This is a genomic window from Kordiimonas laminariae (assembly GCF_023008165.1).
Classification (GTDB): domain Bacteria; phylum Pseudomonadota; class Alphaproteobacteria; order Sphingomonadales; family Kordiimonadaceae; genus Kordiimonas; species Kordiimonas laminariae.
The window spans coordinates 371,563-390,660 of record NZ_JAKQZA010000005.1 but is presented as its reverse complement, the minus strand read 5'-3'; the positions used below and the strand labels follow the sequence as shown (position 1 = coordinate 390,660).

22 protein-coding genes are annotated in these 19,098 nt (G+C 46.6%); 7 read left to right on the top strand and 15 right to left on the bottom strand.

Going from position 1 to position 19,098, the window contains the following annotated elements; genetic code table 11:
• Nucleotides 1-68 precede the first annotated feature (68 nt).
• Nucleotides 69-587 carry a SixA phosphatase family protein gene (locus MF542_RS12710; protein WP_247020012.1) on the bottom strand — a complete coding sequence of 173 codons (519 nt, stop codon included), beginning with the start codon at nt 585-587 and terminating at the stop codon, nt 69-71.
• 130 nt (nt 588-717) lie between these two features.
• Between MF542_RS12710 and MF542_RS12705 the strand changes: the two genes are divergently transcribed.
• Entirely contained in the window at nt 718-1,341 is a 624-nt protein-coding gene (locus tag MF542_RS12705) for an alpha/beta fold hydrolase (protein ID WP_247020010.1), read from the top strand.
• Here MF542_RS12705 and MF542_RS12700 read toward each other — a convergent pair.
• Nucleotides 1,338-2,000: a glutathione S-transferase family protein gene (locus MF542_RS12700; RefSeq protein ID WP_247020008.1), complete on the bottom strand. Its 663-nt coding sequence runs from the start codon at nt 1,998-2,000 to the stop codon at nt 1,338-1,340. The genes MF542_RS12705 and MF542_RS12700 overlap by 4 nt on opposite strands.
• 119 nt (nt 2,001-2,119) lie before the next feature.
• On the opposite strand from MF542_RS12700, the gene MF542_RS12695 reads away from it, so the two are divergent.
• Nucleotides 2,120-2,512 carry a response regulator gene (locus MF542_RS12695; RefSeq protein ID WP_247020006.1) on the top strand — a complete coding sequence of 131 codons (393 nt, stop codon included), beginning with the start codon at nt 2,120-2,122 and terminating at the stop codon, nt 2,510-2,512.
• Here MF542_RS12695 and MF542_RS12690 read toward each other — a convergent pair.
• From MF542_RS12690 to rpmI, 5 genes are all read right to left on the bottom strand, one after another.
• Entirely contained in the window at nt 2,501-3,493 is a 993-nt protein-coding gene (locus MF542_RS12690; RefSeq protein WP_247020004.1) for an SAM-dependent methyltransferase, read from the bottom strand. The genes MF542_RS12695 and MF542_RS12690 overlap by 12 nt on opposite strands.
• Nucleotides 3,494-3,614: 121 nt before the next feature.
• Nucleotides 3,615-6,014, bottom strand: coding sequence for a phenylalanine--tRNA ligase subunit beta (gene pheT, locus MF542_RS12685; RefSeq protein ID WP_247020002.1), 2,400 nt, complete (start codon nt 6,012-6,014; stop codon nt 3,615-3,617).
• On the bottom strand, nt 6,011-7,090 hold the full coding sequence (gene pheS, locus MF542_RS12680) for a phenylalanine--tRNA ligase subunit alpha (RefSeq protein ID WP_247020000.1): 1,080 nt from the start codon (nt 7,088-7,090) through the stop codon (nt 6,011-6,013). The genes pheT and pheS overlap by 4 nt, the downstream gene beginning before the upstream one ends.
• Before the next feature lie 136 nt (nt 7,091-7,226).
• The gene (gene rplT, locus MF542_RS12675) at nt 7,227-7,586 is read right to left on the bottom strand and encodes a 50S ribosomal protein L20 (RefSeq protein ID WP_247019998.1); all 360 of its coding nucleotides are present in this window, start codon (nt 7,584-7,586) and stop codon (nt 7,227-7,229) included.
• A gap of 35 nt (nt 7,587-7,621) precedes the next feature.
• Complete coding sequence (rpmI, locus tag MF542_RS12670) at nt 7,622-7,819, bottom strand: 50S ribosomal protein L35 (RefSeq protein ID WP_247019996.1); 198 nt, start codon at nt 7,817-7,819, stop codon at nt 7,622-7,624.
• Nucleotides 7,820-8,024: 205 nt separating this feature from the next.
• Here rpmI and MF542_RS12665 point away from each other — a divergent pair, with 205 nt between their 5' ends.
• Both MF542_RS12665 and MF542_RS12660 read left to right on the top strand, forming a co-directional pair.
• Nucleotides 8,025-8,423 carry a DUF3052 family protein gene (locus MF542_RS12665; protein WP_247019994.1) on the top strand — a complete coding sequence of 133 codons (399 nt, stop codon included), beginning with the start codon at nt 8,025-8,027 and terminating at the stop codon, nt 8,421-8,423.
• Nucleotides 8,423-8,884, top strand: coding sequence for a GNAT family N-acetyltransferase (locus MF542_RS12660; RefSeq protein WP_247019992.1), 462 nt, complete (start codon nt 8,423-8,425; stop codon nt 8,882-8,884). The genes MF542_RS12665 and MF542_RS12660 overlap by 1 nt, the downstream gene beginning before the upstream one ends.
• Here MF542_RS12660 and MF542_RS12655 read toward each other — a convergent pair.
• Both MF542_RS12655 and MF542_RS12650 read right to left on the bottom strand, forming a co-directional pair.
• The gene (locus MF542_RS12655) at nt 8,881-9,552 is read right to left on the bottom strand and encodes a cupin domain-containing protein (protein ID WP_247019990.1); all 672 of its coding nucleotides are present in this window, start codon (nt 9,550-9,552) and stop codon (nt 8,881-8,883) included. The two genes, MF542_RS12660 and MF542_RS12655, sit on opposite strands and share 4 nt — an antisense overlap.
• A 49-nt stretch (nt 9,553-9,601) precedes the next feature.
• On the bottom strand, nt 9,602-10,228 hold the full coding sequence (locus tag MF542_RS12650) for a glutathione S-transferase family protein (RefSeq protein WP_247019988.1): 627 nt from the start codon (nt 10,226-10,228) through the stop codon (nt 9,602-9,604).
• Nucleotides 10,229-10,339: 111 nt separating this feature from the next.
• On the opposite strand from MF542_RS12650, the gene MF542_RS12645 reads away from it, so the two are divergent.
• A complete protein-coding gene (locus tag MF542_RS12645; protein ID WP_247019986.1) occupies nt 10,340-10,912 on the top strand; it encodes a TetR/AcrR family transcriptional regulator in 573 nt (190 codons plus the stop codon).
• A 25-nt stretch (nt 10,913-10,937) separates the two neighbouring features.
• Here the strand turns inward: MF542_RS12645 and MF542_RS12640 are convergent, their stop codons facing one another.
• Entirely contained in the window at nt 10,938-12,656 is a 1,719-nt protein-coding gene (locus tag MF542_RS12640; protein WP_247019984.1) for a serine hydrolase domain-containing protein, read from the bottom strand.
• A 109-nt stretch (nt 12,657-12,765) separates the two neighbouring features.
• Here MF542_RS12640 and MF542_RS12635 point away from each other — a divergent pair, with 109 nt between their 5' ends.
• Complete coding sequence (locus MF542_RS12635) at nt 12,766-14,280, top strand: LytTR family DNA-binding domain-containing protein (protein ID WP_247019982.1); 1,515 nt, start codon at nt 12,766-12,768, stop codon at nt 14,278-14,280.
• 9 nt (nt 14,281-14,289) lie between these two features.
• Here MF542_RS12635 and pyrF read toward each other — a convergent pair whose 3' ends face one another.
• The 5 genes from pyrF to cmk all read right to left on the bottom strand — a co-directional run bounded on the left by pyrF (nt 14,290) and on the right by cmk (nt 18,539).
• The gene (pyrF, locus tag MF542_RS12630; RefSeq protein WP_247019980.1) at nt 14,290-15,003 is read right to left on the bottom strand and encodes an orotidine-5'-phosphate decarboxylase; all 714 of its coding nucleotides are present in this window, start codon (nt 15,001-15,003) and stop codon (nt 14,290-14,292) included.
• A 53-nt stretch (nt 15,004-15,056) separates the two neighbouring features.
• On the bottom strand, nt 15,057-15,410 hold the full coding sequence (locus MF542_RS12625; protein WP_247019979.1) for a LapA family protein: 354 nt from the start codon (nt 15,408-15,410) through the stop codon (nt 15,057-15,059).
• 44 nt (nt 15,411-15,454) lie between these two features.
• A complete protein-coding gene (locus MF542_RS12620) occupies nt 15,455-15,733 on the bottom strand; it encodes an integration host factor subunit beta (RefSeq protein WP_247019977.1) in 279 nt (92 codons plus the stop codon).
• Between the two features lie 286 nt (nt 15,734-16,019).
• Complete coding sequence (gene rpsA / locus MF542_RS12615; RefSeq protein ID WP_247019975.1) at nt 16,020-17,717, bottom strand: 30S ribosomal protein S1; 1,698 nt, start codon at nt 17,715-17,717, stop codon at nt 16,020-16,022.
• A gap of 189 nt (nt 17,718-17,906) precedes the next feature.
• Complete coding sequence (gene cmk, locus MF542_RS12610) at nt 17,907-18,539, bottom strand: (d)CMP kinase (RefSeq protein WP_247019973.1); 633 nt, start codon at nt 18,537-18,539, stop codon at nt 17,907-17,909.
• A gap of 135 nt (nt 18,540-18,674) precedes the next feature.
• On the opposite strand from cmk, the gene MF542_RS12605 reads away from it, so the two are divergent.
• Entirely contained in the window at nt 18,675-19,085 is a 411-nt protein-coding gene (locus MF542_RS12605) for a VOC family protein (protein ID WP_247019971.1), read from the top strand.
• Nucleotides 19,086-19,098: the final 13 nt, after the last annotated feature.

Here is a 19,098-nt window from a genome sequence, read left to right as displayed (position 1 = left end):
AACTTTGGTTCAGTTGCACAACACTTAGATTAGGTTACGCGTTTAATTCCTATATTTTCAAATCCTGATTAAGCGAATTCTATCTTTGGACGCATAAAGTCAATCAGCTTACCACTGCGGGCAGAAACATCTGAAAAACACGGTACATCAAACTCTATAGAAATGAAGCTCCCGGTAGGTACTTTGTGGTAAAGGCGATCAAACAATGACTTTTTGCCTTTGGTAGAAAGTGCCATCGCGGCATCCTCAAGGCCTGGATTATGACCAATGATCATTAGGTTATTTACAGCAGGGCCATATTCTTTGATAATCGCAAGAATAGTGTTAGCACTGGCCCCATATAATCTTGGTTCAGGCTTCATATTCCATTCAAATCCACCCGCCTCAACAATACCAGAGAAGGTTTCTTGTGCACGAGTGGCCGTGGAACAAAGAACTAAATCAGGCTGTATTTGCATCTCGGCAAACCTTTTCCCAATCTTTGCAGCTGCCCTATACCCACGCTTATTTAAATGACGATTGTGATCACAGCTGAAATCACTTTTCCAGCAGGATTTAGCGTGCCTGAGCAAATATAACTGTTTCATATCTTTGCACCCCCTATAAGCGCTTATCAAACACATTGCTCTTTGCTTTTTTCTGTTTTACCCAAATCAGAATATACAGAACCCCTCCAGCAAGAGCGGGTATTTAACATCTAATCAAAGTCTTACAGATATGACGTTACAGTTTAAATCATTTGGCACAAAAAATAACACGGCACTTATTCTAGCCCACGGTGCAGGCGCTGGCATGGATCATCCATTCATGGAATATTTTGCCACTGAATTAGCCAAGACAGGATTGGAAGTTATTCTCTTTAACTTCCCTTACATGACAAAACGCATGGAAGACGGAAAGAAACGACCACCCGACAGAGCACCTGTGCTTCTCGAACATTATCGAGAGCTTATCAACCATATAGGCCCCAGAGAAAAAGTATTTATAGGCGGCAAATCTATGGGGGGCCGAATGGCGAGTATGTTGCTTGCTGAAGATGCCTCTATTGCTGACGGCCTTGTACTGCTTGGATATCCGTTTCACCCGCCAGGAAAACCTGAAAAGCTCCGTACTGAGCATTTTAGTGAAATCAAAAAGCCTGTATTTATCGCTCAAGGCGAAAGAGATACATTTGGCGGCAAAGAATTTGCTGAAAGTTTATCTCTGCCCCAAAACTTTGAAATGCATTGGCTGCCTGATGGTGACCATGGTTTTAAACCACGTAAAGCTTCTGGCCATACAGAGCAGGAAAATTGGGATAACGCCGTAAACGCTACCTCAAACTTCTGCATACGGGGCTAAGATTTAATCATAGTTTGCCCGGTGTTTTTCTTATCTTCCGGATCTACCTTTGGCGGAACAAGCAACCCACGCTGAACAGCTTCTCTTTCATTGATACTGTTCAGCCACCGTTCCAGGTGATCAAGTCCATCAATACTTACACCCGCCCATTCATAAGATCTCACCCAGCAAAAATTGGCGATATCAGCAATCGAATAATTCTTGCCCGCAAGATATTCGCTTCTGCCAAGCTGCGTATTCAACACCTCGTAAAGGCGGCGAGTTTCTGTTTGGTACCTATCAATAACTGCTGGAATTTTCTCTGGGAAATACCGGTGGAACACATGTGCCTGCCCTTGCATGGGGCCTACACCGCCCATCTGAAACATCAACCACTGGATTGCACGCGAACGGGCTTGAGTTTCAGTAGGTAAGAGCCCCCCGAACTTTTCCGCCAGATACATCATCACCGCGCCAGATTCGAATACAATAAAATCATCATTGTCATGATCAATAATAGCCGGAATACGGCCATTTGGATTAATGGCTAAATACCAATCCTCTTTTTGCTCTTTCTTATCAAAGCTCAAAGGTTTGGCTTCATATTCAGCACTCAGTTCCTCAAGGGTAATTGCCGCTTTGTAACCATTCGGCGTGGAGGCCGTATATAGCGTGATCATAACATTCACCACCCATTATCTTCAAAGTTAACTAAATAGTCAGAAAAATACTCTTTCCTATAAAGGCTACTTCTGCAACCCTTGATAAAGAATAAGAATGGTTTCTGATCGGACAGAAAATGGATAATGGTGAGAAGCATATCCTCTATGTGGAAGACATTGAGGTAAATCAGCTTATTATAAAAAGCATGATCAGTCGTATGTCGGGATACCAAATTGAGTGTGCTGAAACAGGGGTGGAAGCACTCAAGATGCTGGCAGACAAAGATTATGATCTCGTACTGACCGATCTTTTTTTACCAGATATGAATGGCTTTGACCTGTATGAAAAATTCCTGAATAAGGAACCAGAAAGCACTATACCCTTCATTGCGCTCACTTCAGATATAAGTGACGAATCTAGAGAAAGAGCCAATAACCTGTCTTTTAAAGGGTACCTGGAAAAGCCCGTTCGGCCTGATGATCTGGAAAATATGCTAAAAGCAGCTTTTGCTGAAGACTTACCAGTCTGACATCATACTAGGGCCAGTGGATTTCTTATTTGCCACAATACGCCATAGTTTCAAATCACCTGATTCCAGCATCTTCTTACGGCGTGTCCAAAACTCTGCTTCACGCATAAGAGTTTGAATCATTGTCGCGCCGTCTTCCTGCTTGGCCAGTTTAGCTGCAACTGCATCAGCACCCGCCCAGGCCTGATTGATCATATCAATATACTGCATGGAAATATCTTCAGACACACGCACCTGCAAACGGTTATCCTTAAGGATACCTACCATATCATCAGCAGTAATTGGGCAAGGATGATTACGTTCACCAACAGCCCATTCTTTATAGCGGTCTTTACCTGGTACAGAATCGTTATCGATCATATATTCTGTCATCAGGAACAAACCACCAGGCTTTAGCTTGTCCTCAATTTTTTCGATAACACCGCGTTTATCGTTAATTGTAAAAAGAGCTTCCTTTGACAGCGCCCGATCAAATTTCCGATCAAAACCTTCAATATCATCCGGGTTATACTGCGCAAGTACGGCTTTTTTCTCTAACCCTGCCATTTTTGAAAGCTGACGACCTTTTTCAACAAGGTTTTCGCTTTCTTCGTAGCCTGTCATCCAAACGCCGAAACGGTCCACCAACACGCGTGCAGGACCACCAAGGCCAGCACCAATTTGCATCATGGACATTTCAGGGCTAAGCGCTAAAAGTTTGGAAAGGGAGATAATATACTCGGGGCCACCCGGACCACAAAAACCTTTACCCCAAATATACTGGGCAATATCAACAACCTCATCGCTCCAAGGGTCAATATCTTCGCTACTTTTGGTTTCTTCCGCAGTTTCTTTCTTGGGTTTTTCTTCAACAGGTTCATCAGGCAGCCGTGCATCAATCCGTTTCTGGATTTCATCCGCATCATAGCCTTCCCACCATGCTTTCAGGCGAAGGCCTAAGCCCATTTTACCTTTCGCGCTTTTATTCTTTTTTTCCGCCACAATTAAAACCCGTGCACATACCCTGCTGCTTCGCAGCAATCACTACCCAAGCCGTATATGAAAACCGAACGGAGCTATTTTGCAAGCCCCGATCGGGATTTTTTATTATATCAGGTGTTTTTTAGCCCCGCAAAGTTGCGCTCACAGCTTTTTCCGCCGCAGCTACCACTTTCGCAGAGATCGCCTCGATATCTTTATCAGAGAAAGTCTCATTCTTCGGCTCTAGCAGTGTAGAGATCGCGATAGACTTCTGCCCCTCTGGCACACCTTTGCCTTCATATACATCAAAGACATTCACTTTCTTGATGAACGCTTTATCTGCACCTTGGATAGCACGCACCAAGTTCGCCACCTGAACGTCCGCATCCACAAGAAAGGCGAAATCACGCTCTACAGACTGAAGATTTGAAACCTCTAGCGCACCTTTAGCCACAGATTTACCGCGTTTCGCTGGAATCTTATCAAGGAACACCTCAAAACCAACAACCGGGCCATCCACATCCAGTGCCTTAAGCACTTTCGGGTGCAATTCACCAAAGCTTGCCAGAATATTCTTCGGGCCAAGGCGAAGAGTACCTGAGCGACCAGGGTGATAATAACTTGGTGCTTCAGTAAATACCTGAAGGTTGGCAGTTGGTGCACCCGCCGCATCAAGAGCTGCAATCGCATCACGCTTGGCATCAAACACAGAAACCGCTTCTGAAGCCTGAGCCCAGTGGCGTTCAGTTGAAACGCCAGTGCGAATACCTGTTACAACAAACAACTGGCCTTTCTCGGTATCATCAGCGAATACCTGACCAACTTCAAAGAGAGCAACGCTTGATGCACCGCGTGCCTTGTTGCGCTGTGCTGCCTGCATCAGGTTAGCCAGCATGCTTGGACGCATGCAGTTCAGCTCTGATGAAATTGGATTATCCACCATCAGACAGTCCTGCCCGCCACCAAACAGTTCAGCATGATCACGGTACATGAAAGACCATGTTACCGCTTCGTGCATACCAGCAGACGCAAGCTTGCGCTTCACGGCACGTGCACGTTTCTGACGCGGGCTTAGCGTTGAACCAGCTTTATGGTCTATTGCTGGCAGTTGAACACTCGGAATAAAATCATATCCGTGGATACGGAGTACTTCCTCAACGATATCAGGCTCGCCCACCACGTCACAGCGCCAGCTTGGTACTGTGATTGTGTATGGATCATTGCCCTCAATGCCGAAACCAAGTGTTTCCAGAATCTTGACACTGTCTTCTTTCGGAAGATCAAGACCACCCAAGGTTTTCACACGCTCTGAACGGAACGGTACCTTGCGGTCCCATGCTGGTGTGTCGCCAGCTGAGAACACATGGCTTGGTTCGCCGCCACAAAGATCCATGATCATCTTGGACGCAATCTCAACCGCATCTGCCACAAACAGTGGGTCTACACCACGTTCAAAACGGTAACGGGCATCTGTATTAATACCGTGGTCACGGCCCGTGAAAGCAGTACGCACTGTATCAAACAGCGCTACTTCAAGAACAACATCTGTCGTCTCTTCTGTACAGCCACTTTCTTCGCCACCAATAATACCACCAAAACCAAGAACAGCCGCATCATCTGCAATCACTGTTTCTGAACCGTTTGCTGTATAATCTTTATCATCAAGCGCGAGGAAGCTTTCGCCTTCATTTGCTAGACGTGCTTTCAGATTACCCTGAAGTTTCACGGCATCATAAACATGAAGTGGGCGACCAAACTCGTATGAGATATAGTTAGTGATATCCACAAGCGCGGAGATTGGACGCAAACCAATTGCCTTAAGGCGGTCCTGCATCCACTGTGGGCTTGGGCCATTTTTCACGCCAGTGAATTTACGGCCAGCAAAATAAGTACATGCATCTTTTGCTTCTTCTGGCAGATCAATAGAGACAGTTACGTCACTATCGTATGCACCAGCAATTTTCTCAACAGCCAGTGGCTTCAGTGTACCCAGGCCAGCGGCTGCGAGATCACGGGCAATACCGTAAACACCCAAACAGTCCTGACGGTTAGGAGTGATTTCGATATCAATCACCGGATCATCAAGACCAGCCCATTCAACATAGCTTGTACCGACAGGTGCATCAGCTGGTAAATCAAGGATACCATCATGATCTTCACCAAGCTCAAGCTCAGCGGCAGAACACATCATACCGTTTGATTCAACGCCGCGTACCTTACGGAGTGCCAGTGTTACATCAAGGCCCGGCACATAATCACCTGGGCGGCCAAGAACCACCTTCATATCTTTGCGGGCGTTGGGTGCACCACAAACAACAGTGATGGTTTCAGAACCCGTATTTACAGTACACACTTTCAGTTTGTCTGCATCAGGGTGTTTAACGGCATCCACAACTTCAGCAACGGTGAAGCTGCCAAGTTTTTCAGCAGGGTTTGTTACCGTATCAACCTCAAGGCCGATCGCGTTTAGTTTTGCAAGAATTTCATCAAGGCTCGCATCCGTATCTAGATGGTCTTTGAGCCAGTTCAGTGTAAATTTCATCGGCTCATTCCTCCGGCTATAGTAGGCAGATCAAGCGCCTGGAAGCCGTAATGCTTCAACCAGCGCAGGTCAGCATCAAAGAAGGCACGTAGATCGTTCATGCCGTATTTGAGCATTGCAAGGCGGTCAATACCGCAGCCGAAAGCGAAACCTTGGTAGACATTCGGATCAAGACCACATGCCTCAAGAACCTTCGTGTTCACCATGCCTGAACCCAGAATTTCAAGCCAGTCGTTACCGTCACCAATTTTCACTGTGCCGCCATCAAAGCTGCACTGTACATCCACTTCCATTGAAGGCTCGGTGAACGGGAAATAACTTGGGCGCAAACGCAGTGTTACAGCATCTACTTCAAAGAAGGCTTTAAGGAAGGCTTCTAGTGTGCCTTTTAAGTGCCCAAGATGCGTATCTTTATCAATCACAAGACCTTCCACCTGGTGGAACATCGGTGTGTGCGTTGCGTCAGAATCGCTGCGATATGTACGGCCCGGCGCGATAATACGGATCGGAGGCTCTTTTGACATCATCGTACGAACCTGCACAGGGCTTGTATGCGTACGTAGTACTTTACGGTTACCTTCAGCATCCGGCTTTAGGTAAAATGTATCGTGGTCCTGGCGTGCAGGATGCTCTTCAGGAATATTCAGTGCCGTAAAGTTATTGAAATCAGTTTCAATATCTGGGCCTTCAGCCACATCGAAACCAAGGCCTGCAAAAATCTCTGCAATCTCATCCATAACCTGGCTGATTGGGTGAACGGAACCAGCTGCATGTTCCTGCACCGGCAGCGTTACATCAACGCGCTCGGATGCGAGGCGGGCTTCAAGTTCAACTTCCTCAAGCACTTCCTTGCGCGCTGCCAGAATATCAGCAACTTCTGTCTTCAGGCCGTTTAACGCAGGGCCCATCACCTTGCGTTCATCAGGAGACATGCCACCAAGGCCTTTCATCAAGCCTGATACACTGCCTTTTTTACCAAGTGTCGCAACACGGATTTCCTCAAGGGCTGCCATGTTTTCAGCGCCCGAAACCTGTGCTGTAATTTCTTCCCTAAGGGATGAGATCTGTTCCTGCATTTTTCTTCCAGTTACAAAACCACAAGTGTTTCAAATGAATAATACGAAGTTTCTATGAAACAAAAAATAAGGGGATCCGGCCACAGGCCAGACCCCCTTTTCATAAATTTGGTCGCGATAAATCTACGAGCCAGCTTTATTTCGCAAGGGCGGCCTTAGCCTGTTCCACAAGCGCTTCAAAAGCAGCAGCTTCGTTGATTGCAATGTCGCTCAGTACTTTACGGTCAAGCTCGATACCAGCGAGCTTAAGGCCGTGCATGAACTGGCCATATGGCAGACCAAACTGACGCGAACCAGCGTTGATACGCTGAATCCAAAGAGCGCGGAAATTGCGCTTCTTAGCTCTGCGGTCGCGGTATGCGTACTGACCGGCTTTTTCAACAGCTTGACGAGCAACTTTGATAGTATTCTTGCGACGGCCCCGGTAGCCTTTAGCTTCCTCAAGAACCTTCTTGTGACGAGCGTGCGATGTTACACCGCGTTTAACACGTGCCATGGTATTTCTCCTTAACCTTCAGATTCGTGAGTGGCTTAGCCGTAAGGCATGAACTTCTTAACGATTTGCGCATCGCAATCTTTAAGAATAGTTGTGCCACGTTGGTTACGGATTTGCTTATTGGTGCGCTTGATCATACCGTGCTGTTTGCCGGCCTGAGCAGAGCGTACTTTACCAGAAGCAGTGAGCTTGAAGCGCTTTTTAACGCTCGCTTTTGTCTTCATCTTGGGCATTTTCTGTCCTCACATACGTAAAGATAGTAAACAAGAACCCCCGCGGCAGCCCATTAAACAGCCGGACGGTTCGGTGAAGTGGGCTTCATACAGCAAGTAATTACGCATTGCAAGATGATTCAGACACCGCAGTTTTCAGCGGTTTTGAAGCCTTGAAATACACCAGAAAACTGCCAACATAAACAACAAGTGAGGGGAGAATATTATGGCGGGTTATTCAAGTACACCACTTATAAAAAAGCTGGGAATCAAAGAAGGTTTTCGCCTCAGGTTCGTGGGCGCCCCAGAAAACTATTCGGAACTTCTGGGGCCACTTCCCCTAAGAATAGAGGAAAACACTCAGGAAAACTGCCACTTTATCCACGGTTTCTATAAAGAACGAACTAATCTTGAGACCGACCTTCCCTATCTGATGAATCAGATAAACCGCGATGGTATGATCTGGGTTTCCTGGCCAAAGAAGGCTTCCAAAGTACCAACAACTATCACCGAAGATACAATTCGTGAAATTGCACTGCCACTTGGCCTTGTTGATGTAAAAGTATGCGCGGTCGATGAAATATGGTCAGGCCTCAAGCTGATGATTCGTAAGGAACTAAGATAATGAGCATGACACTTAGACCTGCTATCGGTAGTGAGCTTGATGCACTTCATGATCTCTGCATGCGCTCAAAAGCTTATTGGGGATATGATGAAGCCTTTATGAAGGCCTGCACCGAAGAACTTCGCATCACCAAAAGCGACCTGGAAAACCATCATGTGGTAGTAGCTGAAGAAGGCTCGCAAATCCTTGGTGTTACCCAACTGGAAATCACTGATAAAAATGCAGAGCTGGATAAGCTGTTCATTTGTCCAGATGCAATTGGCAGAGGGGTTGGCAAACAGCTATTCAACTGGGTGAAAGAAACATCACGAGCTGCAGGCGCCACGAAAATCACTATCCATGCAGACCCATATGCTGAAGATTTCTATAGTTATATGGGAGCAAAAACCACCCGAACGGTGCCATCAGGCAGCATTGAAGGGCGGGTTTTGCCCTTCATGGAATATGTGATTAAGAGCTAAGGACGCGCTACATAGTTAAGGTGGCCAGTTTTCATCCAAATCTTCGCACCACCTTCGCCTGCTCTTAGTTTGGCAACATATCCAACAGGCACCCGGAGCCAGCTGCGTTCTGTGAAAGTTTCACCTTCTTCTTCAAAACTGCCAGCAAGTACAAGCAATTCAGCCCCGCCTTCTGCCACGATTTCAGTTTCCACGCCCGGAGAAAGTGTTTCAAGGCGGACGAACTCACGCTCATCTTCAAAGAGCGGCGTTACTTTCACGCCTGGGCGATTTACTTCTGAAACAGCGCCCATTTTATGCATATCCGTGCGTACAAAAGTACGGTCATCCATATCATACTGCCATAGCTTCACGAAGATGGTGCAACCTTCATCAGAGCGGGGAGTATGGCTTGAGGTTGGCGGGTTACGCACATATGAGCCAGCGGGATAATCACCATGCTCATCCTGAAATACTCCATCAAGCACAATGAATTCTTCACCGCCCGTATGTGTATGAGCGGAAAAATGGCTTTCCGGCGCATACCGAACAATCGTTGTAGCTCGCGCCACTTCATCACCTAGACGGTCAAGGAGTTTCCGTTCAACTCCTGCCATCGGAGATGCTTGCCACTCATTCTCTACATCATGCACGGAAACACGCTTTGAGAAATCTGTATGTTTATCCATCACTCTTCTCCTGTAGCGGCGCCCGCATGCCAGCAGGCGCCAGAAATTTTTAAACTGCATGCGCCATAGATGGACGCGCGGAAACGCGTTCACGCCAAGCCTTTACATTCGCACAATCTTCTGGAATTTCAATTTTCGCAAAATCGGCAAACGCAAAGCCAGCTACCGCAGTGATATCCGCCACAGTGAAATGATCAGCCGCCAAATAATCACGCTCTTCAAGGATTTCATTCATCCAGCGCATAGTCTTCAGCGCTACACCGTGGCGGAAATTACCCCAATCCGCATTCTGATATGTTTCTATATCCGGGCCAAGACCGTCAGTCGCATGGTGGAAATACGCACCAACTGCCTCAAGAAGGCCATCTTCGACCTTACGCTGGATCATATGGATTTTGCCACGTTCAGTGGCCGTTTTCCCTGTAAGATCCTGATCTCCAGTTACGTGATCAACATAATCTGTAATCGCTGCCGATTCAGAAAGAATAGTACCATCGTCAAGTTCCAGTACTGGCACCACACCTGATGGGTTTTTTGCCAGAAATTCAGGTGTACGGTGTTCACCCGCCATCACATCTACATGGATAAATTCCACATCATCAATCAAACCTTTTTCCGCGAGAGCCAAACGGACACGAGCTGGGTTTGGGAAACCCTTATATTCATAAACCTTCATTGAAATCTCCTCTTTTTTACTTACTTACCTATCAGTAGATAGATAATGAAAATAACATGGGTATGTTGTTGGCACTTGTCAACAGCCTATCTTCTGATAGATAGTAGAAAGATGACAAAAACATATTCGCCAAAAGCACAAGAAATATTGGATGCCGCAGAAAGACACATGCGTTCCGGCGGTTTTGACGCCGTCAGTTTCCGGGATTTAGCCACTGAAGTTGGTGTGAAAAGCGCCAGCGTGCATTATCATTTTCCGCAAAAAGCAGACTTAGGAGAGGCTGTTGTCAGCCGGTATACCGAGAAAATTCTCGAATCGCTCGGCGAGCCTGAAGCAACATCCATTTATGAAGTAAGACAGCGCCTCGACTGCCTTATTGGTACATACAGAACCGCCCTATACGGCGACGATAAGGTATGCCTTTGTTGCATGCTGGGTTCAGAAGCAAGTTACCTGCCCGAATCTGTTGCTGCTAAAGTTCTTTCATTCTTCATGCAGGTGAAAGGCTGGACAGAAACAGCCATTTCCTCCGGCGCACCATCAGTGGATGCAAGTGCTATTGCTTCTTTTATGATCAGCAGCCTTCAAGGCGCTATGACCCAAGCTGTTGCCACATCAGATAAAAGTCATTTTGAAATAGCTGAACAAACCCTGAAGTTATGGGTTTCAAATACCCTGAAATAGGATCGCCCCGTGGGGCGATCAGCACCTATAAAGCTTTAAGTTTCTCCAACACCTCTGAATTTTCAGGGTAAAAATGCAGAGCAATCCTGTAGAAATCTTTCGCTATAGTCTGTTGATTATTCTCAGCCGCATACGCCGCTTCCTGTAAAAGATTACGCACAGTTAGAAGGCTACTTTCAGGCGCTTCCTGTTTCCAGGCTTTATAAGCCGCCAGAGCGGCATCAAATTGCCCTTCATAAATAAGGTCATATGGCAACTTATAACCGGGTGTTAATTTTCTTAGAGCATAGGCCTTCGAATTCATGCCTTTACGGCCCATAGTTAAGTACCATGATTGATCGGAAGGATTCTTTTCAATGGTAATTTCACTTCCATTGAATTCATCCATCTTGAACCTGCCTTCTCCGATATGAATAAGCTTTCGAGGGGCTCTGCGCTTGATTGAATTATCAAGCCACAAAGCACCATCCCTCTCTTCAATTGTCACTACTTCATGAAACGGAGACCAATACCCCGTGTTCAAATTCCGGTAATGCCCAACAATACGAGACCGAATTTCATCAGGTATATCCGTCTCACTTACCTGTATCTCTCGCTTCCACCCCAGTGTTTTAATAGTTGTTGCGATCACCTCATTAATGGCAGGCACCCGCACTCGGTGGACCCCATTTCCAAAAGCGATAATGGCTTTCCCGCCTTCCATACTGCCCATTACAGCGCCGCCAATGCCGGTGTTATAGCCGAGGTGCGAAAACCAATCGAGATTACCTTGCGCTTCATACCTTGCCCAACCAAGGCCCCAACCACCTGCTTTTTTAAATGTTTGAATCGAGGTAACAGTCTTCGCCACCCAAGGAGAAATCACCTTTGAGGGCTTTTTGGCGAGTGCTTTCTGCATATCCAAAACCAGCTTCGCCATATCTGCAGCGCTACTCCAAACACCACCTGCTGCCTGTTGTGGGTTAATAAGAACACCACCGTCACCAAAATGGCTTCTGTCAAACGCATGAGCTTTAGCAACATTTTTTGGGAAATCCTGATGCCCAACCTGATGCATGGTCGTATTTTGCATACCAAGTGGATCAAACAACATTTCTCTCGCTAATTCTGGGAGCGTTTTTCCTGTCACATCCTCTATTGCTACCTGTGCTACAACAAACCCGCCGCCACTATATTTAAACCTCTGCCTGGGCTCCCACATAATAGTAATAGGCTCCTTATAGCGAGCCAGCTTCTCACCATTCAGGCTTTCAATCAGAGTGGGAATATCGTCACCCGGATAATAATCAGCAAACCCGCTTTGAGATGTTCCTGCCGTGTGCGTTAGTAAATGGCGTAGTGTGATAGGCTGGTATTTATTGAAGTCGCTTTCAGGCAAAGACCAACGCTTCAGATATACTGAAACTGGCTTATCCAAATCCAGCACACCTTGTTCCACCAGCATCACTGCAATAAGACCTGTAATAGCCTTGGAAACGGAGGCCGTTGAAAAAGCGGTATCAGGATCAACCAACTGGCCTGTTCCGTAGTCTTTTTCTCCAGCACCGATTAGATGAACAAGTTCATAGTTATCAATGACGGCAACTGACAGACCAGTGAGTTGGTGCTTTTCAAGGAGCTGGTCGTATTGGATTGCCTTCTTCAGACGAATATCGACCATATCTTCAGCGCATGCGATAGCACTCGCCACAAAAATAGTAGCTGCACCAATAAAACTGTTTTTGATAATTGTTGGTATTTCCATAGTTATTTACTCGCTGCATAGTCAAAACTATAAACAGGTTAATAACTTTTCGGCAGGTTTCTGCCTGAGTTCGGTAAACGGTATAGTCTTTCCCATAAGCGGTACATGGATGTCATACACAAAAACATCTCTGATAAGATTCTTTGGTCAGGTAATTCTTTGCTGGATTATTGCAACGCAAGCTTCACTGGCCGAAGATAAATTCACCCATATTAAAGATGTAATCATCTGTTACAGTGACGCTGCTTCAATGCCAGATTTCGAGGATGCACGTTGCACTAAAACCAGTTTCTATGACATCAAACCACATAAGAAGTCAGCTTGGGTTAAAGCAACTGTCACGGTTGCGGACGAGGTATTAAAGCAACCAGAACCACTGGGGCTTTTCATCTCAGGCACCATTTCAAGCAGTTTATATTGGAATGGATCTCTACTAGGGCACAATGGGAAGCCAGCCTCTAATGCAATGAATGAAATCCCTGGAAAAATGGATGCTGTCTTCTCCTTACCGCGCCAGCAAATCAGAGCAGGGAAAAACAGCCTCGTTATCCACCTATCGAACCATCATAGCTATATCGCTCTGAAATCGCCGATTCATTATCTTGCGATTGGCCCTTATAACCATCCGCCAAATGTTGCGTTAAAGAACTATCTATCCTCAGCTATACCCTTGGGCATTTTGCTAGTGGGTATGTTTTATTTTGGTTTTCAGGGAATTCGGCAGGAGAATATTTTAGAGGGGCTAGCTTTGCCGCTTGGTGCGCTTTTCACTGTGTTACAGCTTTTTGCCGAAATCACCCGCGGACTCTTTCAGTATGAATACCCCTTTCAGGAAATAAGGCTTATTCTCGTAGCCCTTTTCTCAGGGCTGACGGGTAGTTTCCTGTTTTATTATATATTCCAAAAGTTCTGTCCCAACATCCGATCCGCCTATTTTTTTGCTGGCCTTCTCATGCTGCAGTTGCCTGCATTTATAGAACCATCCTTTAATGATAAAGCGGCCTTTGCCATGCTTGGGCCAACGATAGGAGCTTTTCTATTAACGAGCCACGGTATTTACAAACAGAAGCCCCACGCAAAAATCTACACAGTGGTGCTTTTCCTGTTCGCGGTCATTATTATCGCCGCACCTAATGCATTTTTAGATACCTATTATTATTATTCCGTAGCCTTGCTCTTTATCTTTTTATTCTGGGATCACGCCACTTTACTGGAAGAAAAACGGGCACTTTTGCTCTCGGAACAAAAACGCGCCGACAAGCTACAACTGGTCTTGGAAAGCAAGCAGGAAAATGACAACCCAAGCATAATCCAGATTTCGGAAGCCGGGAAAATCAAACGTATCAACACAAAGCAAATCATCTACTGTCAGGCAGCTGGAGATTATGTAGAGATACACCTTAAAGGCGGCATGACCCTGCTGCATACCGCCAGGCTTTCAAGGTTTGAACAAACTTTACCCAGCAGTTTTATGCGCGTTCACCGATCTTACCTTGTGAACACACATCATATTCTTGAACTTGTAAGAGAAACTTCCGGCCAGGGGACTTTAAAACTCACAGAGGCGCAAACCATTCCTGTGAGCCGCAGAATCATGCCACAGGTCAGAAAAGCTTTGTCCTAAACGCCGAAATTAACCATTAATGCTGTTTGCAATAGCTTCTGCGGCAGCTCGCGGATCATCTGCCTGAGTAATTGGGCGACCAATCACCAAAACATCAGCTCCGGCTTCTACGGCATCAAAGGGGGTCATCACCCTTTTCTGATCTCCAGCCGCACTGCCTGCTGGGCGAATACCAGGCACAACAAGCTTGAAATCAGGGTTTGTTGCAGCACGTGCCAATGTTATTTCGCGAGGGCTACATACCATCCCGTCAAGACCATTTGCTGCACCAAGAGCTGCTAAGCGGGCAACCTGATCAGCAACCACATCCTCAACACCAATCGCCTTCATATCCGAATCATCCAAACTGGTAAGGATAGTAACACCTGTTACCCACGGCTTCGCATGACCATGCTTTGCAGCCTCTTCCGCAGCAGTTTCCGCCGCACGGCGCATCATCTCAGGTCCACCTTGAGTGTGAATGGTCAGGATTTTCGGGCCAAGTGGTGCGACCGCTCTTATAGCTCCCGCAACAGTATTTGGAATGTCATGGAATTTCAGATCGAGGAAAATCGGCATACCCGTTTCAGCAACCGCTTTAAAACCATCCGCACCGTTCGCGCAGTAAAACTCAAGACCAAGCTTAATACCGCCAACAACACCATTCAGTGTTTTGGCTAAATCCACAGCTTTTTGAGTTTCAACAGTATCAAGAGCACAGTAAATGCGGTCGCTAGGTTTCATGGTTCAGTCGCCTTATAATAAGAGATACGATTGAAGCCAGCATGTAGCCTGTTTTACTCTGTTTTGGCAAGCGCGCTACCGCCAGTTTGAGCTGTTTCTCTCGCTCGTGCAGCCTGCGTTACATAAGCATCCTCTGCCATGGCAGACATTTGATCTTCAAGATAACCAGCTCTGCGTTCAGCTTTGCGGCGCTTTGTGAAGCCCTCAAGGCGCAGCCACCCGGTTACAAAAGCGGAAACCAAAAGCCCAATAAAAATACCAATGAACAAGAGAAGGTAAAGCGGCATAGAAAAGCCGCTCCAGAATGGTTCAAAGGAAATTTGAACCATCGTACGATTGTTAACCGCAAAAAACACCAGAGCAAGCCCCATAAGCAGCCAGAAAAGGCGGCGAATCAAGAGTAACAAGGACTTGCCCATAATGTAGTTCCAAGTGTGGTTAAAGCGCGTGCCTATTTATTTAGGCGCTCGCGTAGATGTTTACCAGTTTTAAAGTATGGAACTCTTTTAGCGGAAACATCCACCTTCTCGCCCGTACGTGGGTTACGCCCAACACGAGCTGGTCTTTCTTTTACCGAGAAAGCCCCGAAACCGCGCAGTTCAACACGGTCACCGCGAGAAAGTGCACCTGTAATTTCATCAAAAATCTTCGAAACAATTCGTTCCACATCCCGATGAAAAAGATGAGGGTTCTCTTCTGCAATTTTGTTAATCAATTCGGACTTGATCATATGCATCCTCCCGTGGGGGCTGTCTTACTTCACTCGGTACTATCACCCGTGGTCCGTTGGAAGTAGCGTGCCACTTGATCGCGCATCCGTCAAGATAAGTCGTTCAAAGAAAAGGCTTTTATGGGCATATTCTTACATTTTTTTTGAATTTATTCGTTTTTCACACAAAATCAGGCCTATTTCACTCATCAGAGTAAGAGATTTTTCTAACTACCCTTGTTCAAATACAAAAAAGCCGCCACCAAAAATGGCAGCGGCTTTCCCGTAAGAATAATAAGCGTATGGCTTAGTTATCTTTTGCTTTCTCAAGCGCAGCACCAAGGATATCACCAAGGCTTGCACCAGAGTCTGATGAACCAAACTGTTCAACAGCAGCTTTTTCTTCAGAGATCTCAAGAGCTTTGATTGAAAGGTTAACTTTACGGCTGCTCTTATCAACGCCAGTTACCATTGCATCAAGCTTGTCACCTTCTGAGAAGCGCTCTGGGCGCTGGTCATCACGGTCACGTGCAAGATCAGAGCGGCGGATGAACGCAGAAACGCCAGTGTCGCCAAGCTCAACTTCAAGACCGTTCTCAGTTACCTTAGTAACAACTACAGAAACCTGCTCACCGCGCTTCTTAGAAGAAACGTCCGCGAATGGGTCGCCAGAAAGCTGTTTGATACCAAGAGAGATACGCTCTTTCTTCATGTCTACATCAAGAACAACGGCTTTAACTGTGTCGCCTTTCTTGAAGTCTTGGATAGCTTCTTCACCAGAACGATCCCAATCAAGATCAGATAGGTGAACCATGCCGTCCACATCGCCTTCAAGACCGATGAACAGACCGAACTCAGTGATGTTCTTAACTTCGCCTTCGATTTCTGTACCTGCAGGGTACTTATCAGCGAATGCTTCCCATGGGTTGTCGCCACACTGCTTAAGACCAAGAGAAATACGGCGCTTAGAAGCATCAACTTCAAGAACCATAACTTCAACTTCTTGGCTTGTAGAAACGATCTTACCTGGGTGGATGTTCTTCTTAACCCAGCTCATTTCAGAAACGTGTACCAGGCCTTCAACGCCAGACTCTAGCTCAACGAATGCACCGTAGTCAGTGATGTTTGTAACAACACCGTTGAACTTAGCGCCAACAACGTATTTCGCTTCGATGCCTTCCCAAGGATCTTCAGCAAGCTGCTTCATGCCAAGGCTGATGCGCTGTGTCTCAGGGTTAATGCGAACCACTTGAACCTTGATAGTCTCACCAATTGTAAGAACTTCAGATGGGTGGTTAACACGGCGCCATGACATGTCAGTAACGTGGAGAAGACCATCGATACCGCCAAGATCAACGAACGCACCGTAATCAGTGATGTTCTTAACAACACCGTCGATTGCATCACCTTCTTTAAGCTTACCAAGAAGCTCTGCACGCTGGCCTTGACGATCTTCTTCAAGGATAGCACGGCGAGATACAACGATGTTACCACGACGACGATCCATTTTCAGGATCTGGAACGGCTGCTCAATGTTCATAAGCGGTGTTACGTCGCGGATTGGGCGAATGTCCACTTGTGAACCAGGAAGGAACGCAACAGCGCCGTTCAGGTCTACAGTGAAACCGCCTTTAACGCGGCCGAAGATAACACCGTTAACACGAGCGTCGCCTTCAAATGCTTTTTCAAGCTCAGTCCAAGCTTCTTCACGGCGCGCTTTATCGCGAGACAGGATAGCTTCGCCAAGTGCGTTCTCAACGCGATCAACGAATACTTCAACATTGTCTCCAACAGCGATTTCAGCTTGCTGGCCTGGCATTGCGAATTCTTTAAGAGGAACGCGACCTTCGGCTTTAAGTCCGATATCAACGATCGCGAAGTCGTTTTCAACAGAAACAACTGTACCAGTTACAACCTGGCCTTCAAAGCCAGTTTCAGCTGGCATAGATTCATTCAGTAGGGCCTCAAAATCAGAGAGGCTAGGCATTGTTGCCACGTCAGACATTTAAGTCTTCCTTTCAGTATAGTTTTGTTTTCGTGCCAGCCGGTTGGTTCCGGCGGTCTTCTCCCGGGATATATAACGAAAGGACAACCCTTTCATTTTCTCCTGCCCGGAAGCCTCTAACAGCAACACAAAATATCCCTCACGCGTAAAGCATGGGGACCGCATGTAATGCGTCTTCGGTTATTGGAACTATTGTCGTTCGCGTACGACCGCAACAGCTCTTTGAAACACGGCGTCTATATCTAATAATGTTGTATCTAGCAAGAGGGCATCTTCAGCGGGCTTCAAAGGCGCTTCCGCACGGTTCATATCGCGCTCGTCTCTGGCTTTAACATCAGCAAGAATAGCTTCAAAATCAGCCATCTCGCCGCGACTTTCCTGCTCTGCAGTTCTGCGGCGTGCTCGTTCTTCTGCACTGGCTGTAACAAACAGTTTCAAGTCCGCATCAGGGCACACCACAGTACCGATATCTCTGCCGTCTAGTACAGCACCTTCAACACCACCTGGAGGATTAGATGCATAATTACGCTGAAAATTCAGAAGGTTAGACCTAACTACTGGCATAGCAGCAACATGAGACGCCGCAGTGCCCGTTGCTTCATGGCGTAGTTCTGGTGCTTCAAGGAGGGATAGATCCAGATCTGCTGAAGCAGCCTCCGCGAAGGCATTATCCTTCGGGTCCACGCCCGCCTTCAAGACAGCAAGCCCCACCGCACGGTACAGTGCGCCAGTATCCAGATATGCATAACCCAACTCTTTTGCCAGACGCTTGGCAAGCGTTCCCTTTCCAGCTGCCGCTGGGCCATCAATTGCAATAATCAACGCGAATCACCTTTTATCGATATCTGCGGCGCTTATAGAAAATACAGCCTACTGGCGCCAGAGAAGAATATATTTTTACAAATAACACATCTCGTGATAAGGAACAAATCAAGAACATACTTAAAGAGAGATGTTATGTTAAAAGCACTTATTTTGGGGGCACAGATCATGATCCAACAACTCACACCTAATTTGCCTGTTGATAGCATAGAACCATCTGCAGAATTTTTTGCAAAGATTGGTTTCGAAGTAACAGTACGCGTACCAGAGGGAGGTGCGATGGGCTTTGCCATTCTTGTGAACGGCAACCAGCAGGTGATGTACCAAACCTATGACAGCCTGAAAGAAGATGATGCCTCCCTAGCCACCGCAGGTAGCCCGGTTCTTCTCTATGTAACGGTAAATGATTTAGATGCTGTCGCCGAAAAACTGAAGGGATATGACAAAGTGATGGCAGAACGCACCACCTTTTATGGTGCCCGCGAAATTACATACCGAGAGCCAGGTGGCCATCTGGTAACTTTCGCCCAGTTCCCTGAACAATGAAGAATACTTAATA

Excerpts from the sequence above, each read along its gene's own strand:
- MF542_RS12710 (WP_247020012.1), bottom strand. The coding sequence starts at position 587 with ATGAAACAGTTATATTTGCTCAGGCACGCTAAATCCTGCTGGAAAAGT.
- MF542_RS12705 (WP_247020010.1), top strand. The coding sequence starts at position 718 with ATGACGTTACAGTTTAAATCATTTGGCACAAAAAATAACACGGCACTT.
- MF542_RS12700 (WP_247020008.1), bottom strand. The coding sequence starts at position 2,000 with ATGATCACGCTATATACGGCCTCCACGCCGAATGGTTACAAAGCGGCA.
- MF542_RS12695 (WP_247020006.1), top strand. The coding sequence starts at position 2,120 with ATGGATAATGGTGAGAAGCATATCCTCTATGTGGAAGACATTGAGGTA.
- pheT (WP_247020002.1), bottom strand. The coding sequence starts at position 6,014 with ATGAAATTTACACTGAACTGGCTCAAAGACCATCTAGATACGGATGCG.
- pheS (WP_247020000.1), bottom strand. The coding sequence starts at position 7,090 with ATGCAGGAACAGATCTCATCCCTTAGGGAAGAAATTACAGCACAGGTT.
- rplT (WP_247019998.1), bottom strand. The coding sequence starts at position 7,586 with ATGGCACGTGTTAAACGCGGTGTAACATCGCACGCTCGTCACAAGAAG.
- rpmI (WP_247019996.1), bottom strand. The coding sequence starts at position 7,819 with ATGCCCAAGATGAAGACAAAAGCGAGCGTTAAAAAGCGCTTCAAGCTC.
- MF542_RS12665 (WP_247019994.1), top strand. The coding sequence starts at position 8,025 with ATGGCGGGTTATTCAAGTACACCACTTATAAAAAAGCTGGGAATCAAA.
- MF542_RS12660 (WP_247019992.1), top strand. The coding sequence starts at position 8,423 with ATGAGCATGACACTTAGACCTGCTATCGGTAGTGAGCTTGATGCACTT.
- MF542_RS12655 (WP_247019990.1), bottom strand. The coding sequence starts at position 9,552 with ATGGATAAACATACAGATTTCTCAAAGCGTGTTTCCGTGCATGATGTA.
- MF542_RS12650 (WP_247019988.1), bottom strand. The coding sequence starts at position 10,228 with ATGAAGGTTTATGAATATAAGGGTTTCCCAAACCCAGCTCGTGTCCGT.
- MF542_RS12645 (WP_247019986.1), top strand. The coding sequence starts at position 10,340 with ATGACAAAAACATATTCGCCAAAAGCACAAGAAATATTGGATGCCGCA.
- MF542_RS12640 (WP_247019984.1), bottom strand. The coding sequence starts at position 12,656 with ATGGAAATACCAACAATTATCAAAAACAGTTTTATTGGTGCAGCTACT.
- MF542_RS12635 (WP_247019982.1), top strand. The coding sequence starts at position 12,766 with ATGTCATACACAAAAACATCTCTGATAAGATTCTTTGGTCAGGTAATT.
- pyrF (WP_247019980.1), bottom strand. The coding sequence starts at position 15,003 with ATGAAACCTAGCGACCGCATTTACTGTGCTCTTGATACTGTTGAAACT.
- MF542_RS12620 (WP_247019977.1), bottom strand. The coding sequence starts at position 15,733 with ATGATCAAGTCCGAATTGATTAACAAAATTGCAGAAGAGAACCCTCAT.
- rpsA (WP_247019975.1), bottom strand. The coding sequence starts at position 17,717 with ATGTCTGACGTGGCAACAATGCCTAGCCTCTCTGATTTTGAGGCCCTA.
- MF542_RS12605 (WP_247019971.1), top strand. The coding sequence starts at position 18,675 with ATGTTAAAAGCACTTATTTTGGGGGCACAGATCATGATCCAACAACTC.